Source organism: Nocardioides sp. (assembly GCF_035697785.1).
In the GTDB taxonomy this organism is placed as follows: Bacteria; Actinomycetota; Actinomycetes; order Propionibacteriales; family Nocardioidaceae; genus Nocardioides_B.
The window spans coordinates 1-7728 of the sequence record NZ_DASSCL010000052.1 but is presented as its reverse complement, the minus strand read 5'-3'; the positions used below and the strand labels follow the sequence as shown (position 1 = coordinate 7728).

Sequence of the window (7728 nt, the reverse complement as noted above, 5' to 3'; positions counted from 1 at the left end):
CGGTACTGCACCCAGTCCTCGGGGTCGCGGGCCCACGGACCGGTGAGGAACGCGCAGCCGACGGCACCGATGACCGGGATCACGGTCGGGGCCTTGAACACGCGCTCGGTCGTCTTGTCGCCACGCAGCACCAGGCAGGCGACGTTCACGATCGTGAACACGACCAGCAGCAGGAGTCCGGTCGTGCCGGCCAGCGACTCGACGATGGAGCTCTCGGACTGCTCGGTGACGACCCAGATCAGGCCGAAGGCGAGCAGCGTGGTGAACGCGATCGCCGACCACGGCGTACGACGGCCGGGGAGCACGCGTCCGAGCGAGCGCGGCAACACGTCCTGGCGGGCCATCCCGTAGATCAGCCGGCTGGCCATCAGCATGTTGATGAGGGCGGTGTTGGCCACGGCGAACACCGTCAGGAACGGGAACACCGTGCTCACCGGGAAGCCGGGCGCGCCCTGCTTGACCACCTCGAGCAGGATGCCGGTCTCTCCGTCGAAGTTCTGGATGTCCCCGATGGGCAGCACCATCACCACCGAGATCGCCACCAGCATGTAGATGACCACGGCGATGCCGAGACCGGTGAGCATGGTGCGCGGGAAGATCTTTTCCGGCTCGTGGCACTCCTCGACCATGTTGACCGAGTCCTCGAAGCCGACCATCGAGAAGAACGCGATCGCGGTCGCGACCGTGACGGCGGCGAACATGCCGCGGTCGCTGGCGTTCTCGAAGACCACGACTCGGCTCACGTCGACGCCGTTGGAGGCCATCGCCCAGAAGCCGATCAGGATCACGATGGCGAGGGCGGTGATCTCGACCAGGGTGAGGACGACGTTGAACTTGACGCTCTCGCCGACACCGCGGAGGTTGATCGCGGCCAGCAGGAGCATGAACCCGAGCGCGACGAGCAGCACCGCCGTGGTCGACGTCGGCACGCCACCGATCGTCTCGTCGAGCCCGGCGAGCAGGTTGGCCGCAAGCAGGTTGGACGAGGTGGAGGCACTGGTGATGCCGGAGCACACCACGGTGAACGCGACCAGGAACGTCACGAAGTGGACCCCGAACGCCTTGTGCGTGTAGAGCGCTGCGCCGGCGGCCTGGGGGTACTTCGTGACCAGCTCGAGGTACGAGAAGGCTGTGAGCGTGGCGACCGTGAACGCGACGAGGAACGGCAGCCAGGCGACCCCGCCCACCTCCCCGGCGATGTCCCCGGTCACCGCGTAGACGCCGGCGCCCAGGATGTCGCCGACGATAAACAGCAACAGGAGCTTGGGTCCCATCACCCGCTTGAGCTCGTGCTGTTCGTGCCCGGTCCGTTCGCTGCTGACCTCGGTGCTCATCACAACTCCTCGCTCACGGCGTCCTTCTCACCTTCTTCCCCATTCCGGCGCCAGCGCAAGCATCCACGCCCCTTGTCGGCCGGGAGGTCGGGTCAGAGGGCTCAGGGACGGCGGTGGACGAGCAGCGGCAGCACGGTCGTGGCCCCGGCCCGGCGCAGCGCGGCGGCGGCCACCGTGACGGGCCACAGCGAGGAGGTGGCGTCGACGACGAGCAACACGGCCCGGCCCGCCACCGAGCCCGGCAGAGTGTCCGGGGTGAGGGCGTCCCGCCAGAACGCCGCCTCCTCGGCCGAGGACATCTCCCGCAGGTCGGGCACCCGCGCCGGGGCGGGCATCGACGCCCGCTCCAGCCGACCGCGCTCGGCGATGTGGTCGGCGACCGATGCGGTCATGACCGGGAAACCTGCGGCCGGGAGGTCGACCACGACTTCGGGACGCTGCGACCAGGAGTCCTTCCACCCGGCGAGCAGCCGGACGCACGCCTCGCGCACCTCGTCGGGCGCGGGGGCGTCGCGACCGAAGATCTCGGCGACGGTCTGGCGCCACTCCGGGGCGTCGGCGTGGACCAGGGTGCGGCCGACCTCGTGGGCGTCGTCGGGCGCGATCCGGCCCCGGGTGCCGAAGGCGCCGCCGGGCCACATCTTGCGCGGCTCGAGCAGATGCACCTGCCCGCGCAGCAGCCGGGTCACGGCCTGCACGGTCTCGACGGCCGGCTCGCCCGACAGCGCCTCGGGCAGCTCGCCGCGGCACACCGAGCAGCGTCCGCACGGCTCGGCGTGCGGGTCGTCGAGCGAGGCCTGCAGCAGCTCCATCAAGCAGCGCTCACCGCGGGTGTAGGCGCGCATGATGTCGGCCTCACGACGACGTACCGCGACCACGCCGTCGTAGTGCGCGGCGTCGTACTCCCAGTCCTTGCCGGTGGCCCGCCAGCCGTCCTCGAGCCGCTCGACCACCCCGTCGACGGCGAGCTGCTTGAGCATCAGCTCGACCCGACCCCGTCGCACGCCGGACTGGGCCTCGACCGCGACCACCGACAACGGCTCCTGGGTCGAGAGCACGTCGAGCACCCGCGCCACCTGGTCGGGCTGCGGGATCGTCGCCGTCGCGAAGTAGTCCCACACCCCTGCGTCCGCGTCGGACGGCAACAGCACCGCGTGCGCGTGGTCGATGGCGCGACCGGCGCGACCGACCTGCTGGTAGTAGGAGACCGGCGACGGCGGCGCACCCACGTGCACGACGAAGCCGAGGTCGGGCTTGTCGTAGCCCATCCCGAGCGCGGAGGTCGCGACGAGTGCCTTGAGCCGGTTGTCGCGCAGCGCATCCTCCAGCCGGTGCCGGTCCTGGGGGTCGAGCTGGCCGGTGTAGGCGGCGACGGGTACGTCGGGGCCGTGCACCTCGGCGACGGCCGCCGCCAGCCTTTCCGCGTCGGCGACGGTGAGGGTGTAGACGATGCCCGAGCCGGGCAGCCGCGGCAGGTGGTCGACCACCCAGGCGTACCTCTCCAGCGGGGACAGCCGGTCGACGACGGACAGCTCGAGGCTGGCCCGGGCGAGCTGTCCGCGGAGCACGAGCGTGGCGTCCCCGAGCTGCTGCGCGACGTCGTCGGTCACTCGCTCGTTCGCGGTCGCGGTCGTGGCGAGCACCGGAGTCTCGGGGTTGAGGCGCTGCAGCACGTCGGACACCCGGCGGTAGTCGGGGCGGAAGTCGTGGCCCCAGTCGGACACCGCGTGCGCCTCGTCGATCACGAGGAGCCCGAGCCGGCCGGCCAGCGAGTCGAGCACCCGGCGCCCGAAGCCGGGGTTGGCGAGCCGCTCCGGGGACACCAGCAGCACGTCGACCTCGCCGTCGAGGAGGCCGCGCTCGATCGCGGACCAGTCGTCGAAGTTGGAGGAGTTCAGCGTCGCGGCGTGGAGGCCGGCGCGGGCGGCGGCGGCGACCTGGTCGCGCATCAGCGACAGCAGCGGCGAGACCACCAGCGTGGGACCGGCCGCCTCGGACCGGCGGATCGCGGTGGCCGCCCAGTAGACCGCCGACTTGCCCCAGCCGGTGGCCTGCACCACCAGCACCCGCGCCGCCGGCTCGCACAGCGCCGCGACCGCCGTGACCTGGTCGTCGCGCAGGCGCGCGTCGGGCCCGGCCATCGCGGCGATCACCCGCTGGGCGGTGGCGGCGCGGGTGTCGGGGAGGGTGGTCGTGGTCATGGCTGCCACCGTAGGCCGCGCCGCCGACCACGGCGCCGCTGCGTCCACAGACCTCACCCGGGCGGGACGACTCCCAGTCGCTCGAGGAGGAACAGCAGGGCCGCCGCGAAGATGTTGTCGGCCGTGCCCGCGCGGATCCGCTCCCAGTCGACCTGCTCGCGCAGCGCCCGGGCCACCGGGATCACGGCGGCGAAGTCGCAGTAGTGCTCGTCGAGTGCGTTGAGCTTGTGCAGCACCACCGAGGTCGCGGACAGCACCGGCATCTCGACGGACAGCACCTCCAGCCCATCGACGTCGGCCAGGTCCTCGCGGGTCGTGGCCTGCGAGGACATCCGGAACAGCACGTCGACGCACACGCCGTCGACGTCCACCTTGAACAGCCAGTCCTCCGGTGGCTCGCGTACGTCGAGCCCGCTGGCCGCGAGGTGCTCCCGGACCCGCTGGGCGTCCTCCTCGGCGATCACGAAGTCCACGTCGTGCACCGACTCCGGGCCGCCACGCGCCCACACGGCGTACCCGCCGGTCAGCGCGAACGGCACTCCGCTCTCCTTGAGCGCCACCGCCACCCGTTTGAGCGCCTCGCGCAGGTCGTTGCGCTCCGGCTCCGGCTCCGTCATGCGCCCTTCTTACCCACCCGGTCGAGGGGTTAGCCCGCTGCTGCCTGCGGGCAGGGTGCCGGTGTGCGCGTGGTGACGTTCAACATCCTCAGCGGCCGGTCGCCGGACGACCAGCGGGTCGACGTCGGGAGGTACGCCGAGTCGATCCGCTCGCTCGGCGCGGACGTGCTCGCGCTGCAGGAGGTGGACCGCAACCAGCCGCGGTCGGAGAACGTCGACCTCACCGCCGTGGCCGCGGAGGCGATGGGCGCCGTCGAGCACCGGTTCGTGGCGGCGCTCAACGGGAGTCCCGGCACGTGGATCGCTGCCACCGGCGAGGAGCAGCCCGACGCGGCGGCGTACGGCATCGCGGTGCTCAGCCGCTACCCGGTCACGGGCTGGGAGGTGGTGCGGCTCGCGCCGGTGCCGGGTCAGGTGCCGATGTGGTGGCGCGGCAGCCGGTGGCCGAGCCTGGTGCGGGACGAGCCACGGGTCGCGGTCGCGGCGACGGTGGAGGCGCCGGGCGGCACCGTCACGGTGGTGAACACGCATCTGTCGTTCCTGCGCTGGTGGAACGGACGCCAGCTGCGCAGCCTGGTCGCGGCGCTCGACCACGTGACCGGACCGGTGGTCCTCGTGGGGGACCTGAACCTGCTGCCGGGGCGGGCCCACCGGACGACGGGCATGCGGCCGCTGGCCGAGCTCAAGACGTTCCCCGCGCACCATCCCGTCGAGCAGATCGACCACGTGCTGACGAACGCCGACCTGCGGGTCACGCACAGCGAGGCGCGACGGCTGCCGATGTCGGACCACCGTGCGCTGATCGTCGACCTGGAGGACTAGCCCGAGAACCCGCGCCGTACCTCACTCGTCTCGCCTCCGACATCGGTATGCGTCGGGTGGTCCCCAGGTCACGCTCGGCATACCGACATCGGGGGGTGGCGCGTGGCGTGGCGCTAGCCGAAGAAGACCTCGGCCTCGGCGTAGTGAGCGGGCTGGACGAGCTTGAGCTCACCGGTGCCCTCGATCAGCGGCACCCGCACGATCTCGGTGCCGCGCAGCGCCATCATCTTGCCGAAGTCGCCGTCGTGGACCGCGGTGATCGCCTGCAGGCCGAACCGGGTCGCGAGCCAGCGGTCGAACGCGGTCGGCGTACCACCGCGCTGCACGTGACCGAGCACCACCGCGCGGGCCTCCTTGCCGGTGCGGTCCTCGATCTCCCTGGCGAGCCGGTCGCCGATGCCGCCGAGCCGCACGTGCCCGAACGCGTCGAGCTCGCCGCTCTGCAACGTCATGTCGCCACCCTCGACCGGGACGGCACCCTCGGAGACGACGATGATCGGCGAGTAGTGCGACTCGAACCGCTTGTTGACGTAGTCGCAGACCTTCTCGATATCGAAGGGCTGCTCGGGGACGAGTACGACGTTGGCGCCGCCCGCGATCCCGGCGTGCAGGGCGATCCAGCCCGCGTGCCGGCCCATCACCTCGACGACGAGGACCCGGTGGTGCGACTCGGCCGTGGTGTGCAGCCGGTCGATCGCCTCCATGGCGATGTTCACGGCGGTGTCGAAGCCGAACGTGAAGTCGGTGCCGCTCAGGTCGTTGTCGATCGTCTTGGGCACACCGACGACGTCGACGCCGAGGTCGGCGAGCTTGGTGGCGACGCCGAGGGTGTCCTCGCCGCCGATCGCGATCAACGCGTCGATGCCGTTGCCGGCGAGGTTCTCCTTGATCTTCTCGACACCGCCGTCGATCTTGAACGGGTTGGTGCGCGAGGACTTCAAGATGGTGCCGCCGCGCGGGAGGATGCCGCGCACCTGGTCGACGCCGAGCGGCACGGTGACGTTCTCGAGCGGGCCGCGCCAACCGTCACGGAACCCCACGAAGTCGTAGCCATAGGTCTGCACGCCCTTGCGCACCACGGCCCTGATCACGGCGTTGAGGCCGGGACAGTCGCCGCCTCCGGTCAGCACTCCGACGCGCATGTGTCCTCCTGAGTCGAGAAGTCTGCGATCGACCCTAGCGACGGCCGTTGGATCGATCCAGGGCGGTCCGCTCCGCGAGCGGAGGGGCCGCGCCGCCTCGCGTGCGAGGATCCCCCGCATGAGCGTTCTCGCCATCGACGCAGGCACGACGGGGGTGACGGCCCTCGTCGTCACCCACGAGGGCACCATCGCCGCGAAGGGCTACCAGGAGTTCGGCCAGCACTTCCCCAAGCCGGGCTGGGTCGAGCACTCCCCCGAGGAGATCTGGCAGGCGACGCTGGAGGCCACCCGCGCGTGCGTCTCGGCGTACGCCGAGACCGGCGGTCCCGAGCTGAAGGCGGTCGGGATCACCAACCAGCGCGAGACCGTGCTGCTGTGGGACCGCGAGACGCTCGGCTCCCCGCGGCGCGCGATCGTCTGGCAGGACCGGCGTACCGCCGACATCTGCGCACGGCTGCGCGACGAGGGCCACGAGGACCGGGTCGCCGAGCTCACCGGTCTGCGGCTCGACCCCTACTTCTCCGGCACCAAGCTCGTCTGGCTCGCGGAGAACGAGCCGAACACCTGGGCGCTGGTCGACGACGGCCGGTACGCCATCGGCACGGTCGACTCCTACCTGGTCGCCCGGATGACGCGCGGCACCTGGCACGTCACCGACGTCTCCAACGCGTCGCGGACGCTGCTGTTCGACCTGGAGAAGGGCGAGTGGAGCGACGAGCTGTGCACCCTGTTCGGCGTACCGCGAGACGCCCTGCCCGACGTCGTCCCGTCCTGGGGCGACGGCAGCACGATGGGCACCACCGACCCGCGCACGTTCGCCGGACTGGAGCTGCCGATCGCGGGCATCGCCGGCGACCAGCAGTCGGCGCTGTTCGGGCAGACCTGCTTCGACGTCGGCGACTCCAAGTGCACCTACGGCACCGGGTCGTTCATCCTCACCAACACCGGCACCGAGGTGGTCCGCTCCGACGCCGGCCTGCTCTCCACGGCGGCGTGGAAGTCACCCGCCGGCGAGCTCACGTACGCCGTCGAGGGCGCGATCTTCGTGACCGGGGCGGCCGTGCAGTGGCTGCGCGACGGCCTGCAGATCGTCGGGTCCGCGGCGGAGACCGAGGCGATCGCCGCGACGGTGCCCGACTCCGAGGGAGTGGTCTTCGTGCCGGCGCTGACCGGCCTCGGCGCACCGCACTGGGACCCGCACGCCCGCGGACTGATCATCGGGATCACGCGGGGTACGACGCGCGGGCACATCGTGCGCGCGACGCTCGAGGCGATCGCCTTCGAGGTGCGTGACGTGGTCGAGACGTTGCCGCCGGGCACGGCGCTCACCACCCTCACCGTCGACGGCGGCGCGTCGGCCAACGACCTGCTCTGCCGGCTCCAGGCCGAGCAGCTCGGGGTGCCGGTCGAGCGCCCGAGGATCGTGGAGACCACGGCGCTCGGTGCGGCGTTCCTCGCCGGCCTCGGCACAGGGGTCTGGTCCTCGACCGACGACCTGCGCGAGACCTGGCAGCTCGACCGGCGGTTCGAGCCGTCGGGCAGCCGCGCGGACGCCGACACGGCGTACACCCGCTGGAAGGACGCCGTCGGGCGGTCCAGGTCCTGGGCCTGA

Annotated in this window: 6 protein-coding genes; 2 read left to right on the top strand and 4 right to left on the bottom strand. The window is 71.6% G+C overall.

Going from position 1 to position 7728, the window contains the following annotated elements; all coding sequences use genetic code 11:
• From VFH10_RS05565 to VFH10_RS05555, 3 genes are all read right to left on the bottom strand, one after another.
• On the bottom strand, positions 1 to 1334 hold a 1334-nt coding region (locus tag VFH10_RS05565), incomplete at its 3' end, for an APC family permease (RefSeq protein WP_325126773.1).
• Between the two features lie 101 nt (positions 1335 to 1435).
• Complete coding sequence (locus VFH10_RS05560) at positions 1436 to 3535, bottom strand: RecQ family ATP-dependent DNA helicase (protein WP_325126771.1); 2100 nt, start codon at positions 3533 to 3535, stop codon at positions 1436 to 1438.
• Between the two features lie 53 nt (positions 3536 to 3588).
• Entirely contained in the window at positions 3589 to 4152 is a 564-nt protein-coding gene (locus tag VFH10_RS05555; RefSeq protein WP_325126769.1) for a nucleotidyltransferase family protein, read from the bottom strand.
• 63 nt (positions 4153 to 4215) lie between these two features.
• Between VFH10_RS05555 and VFH10_RS05550 the strand changes: the two genes are divergently transcribed.
• The gene (locus VFH10_RS05550; RefSeq protein ID WP_325126767.1) at positions 4216 to 4974 is read left to right on the top strand and encodes an endonuclease/exonuclease/phosphatase family protein; all 759 of its coding nucleotides are present in this window, start codon (positions 4216 to 4218) and stop codon (positions 4972 to 4974) included.
• Between the two features lie 113 nt (positions 4975 to 5087).
• Here VFH10_RS05550 and VFH10_RS05545 read toward each other — a convergent pair whose 3' ends face one another.
• A complete protein-coding gene (locus tag VFH10_RS05545) occupies positions 5088 to 6116 on the bottom strand; it encodes a 6-phosphofructokinase (protein WP_325126765.1) in 1029 nt (342 codons plus the stop codon).
• 118 nt (positions 6117 to 6234) lie between these two features.
• Between VFH10_RS05545 and glpK the strand changes: the two genes are divergently transcribed.
• Positions 6235 to 7728 carry a glycerol kinase GlpK gene (gene glpK / locus VFH10_RS05540; RefSeq protein WP_325126763.1) on the top strand — a complete coding sequence of 498 codons (1494 nt, stop codon included), beginning with the start codon at positions 6235 to 6237 and terminating at the stop codon, positions 7726 to 7728.

What these genes read in the sequence shown, in the direction of transcription:
- VFH10_RS05555 (WP_325126769.1), bottom strand. Translation starts at nt 4,152, where the DNA reads ATGACGGAGCCGGAGCCGGAGCGCAACGACCTGCGCGAGGCGCTCAAA.
- VFH10_RS05545 (WP_325126765.1), bottom strand. Translation starts at nt 6,116, where the DNA reads ATGCGCGTCGGAGTGCTGACCGGAGGCGGCGACTGTCCCGGCCTCAAC.
- VFH10_RS05560 (WP_325126771.1), bottom strand. Translation starts at nt 3,535, where the DNA reads ATGACCACGACCACCCTCCCCGACACCCGCGCCGCCACCGCCCAGCGG.
- glpK (WP_325126763.1), top strand. Translation starts at nt 6,235, where the DNA reads ATGAGCGTTCTCGCCATCGACGCAGGCACGACGGGGGTGACGGCCCTC.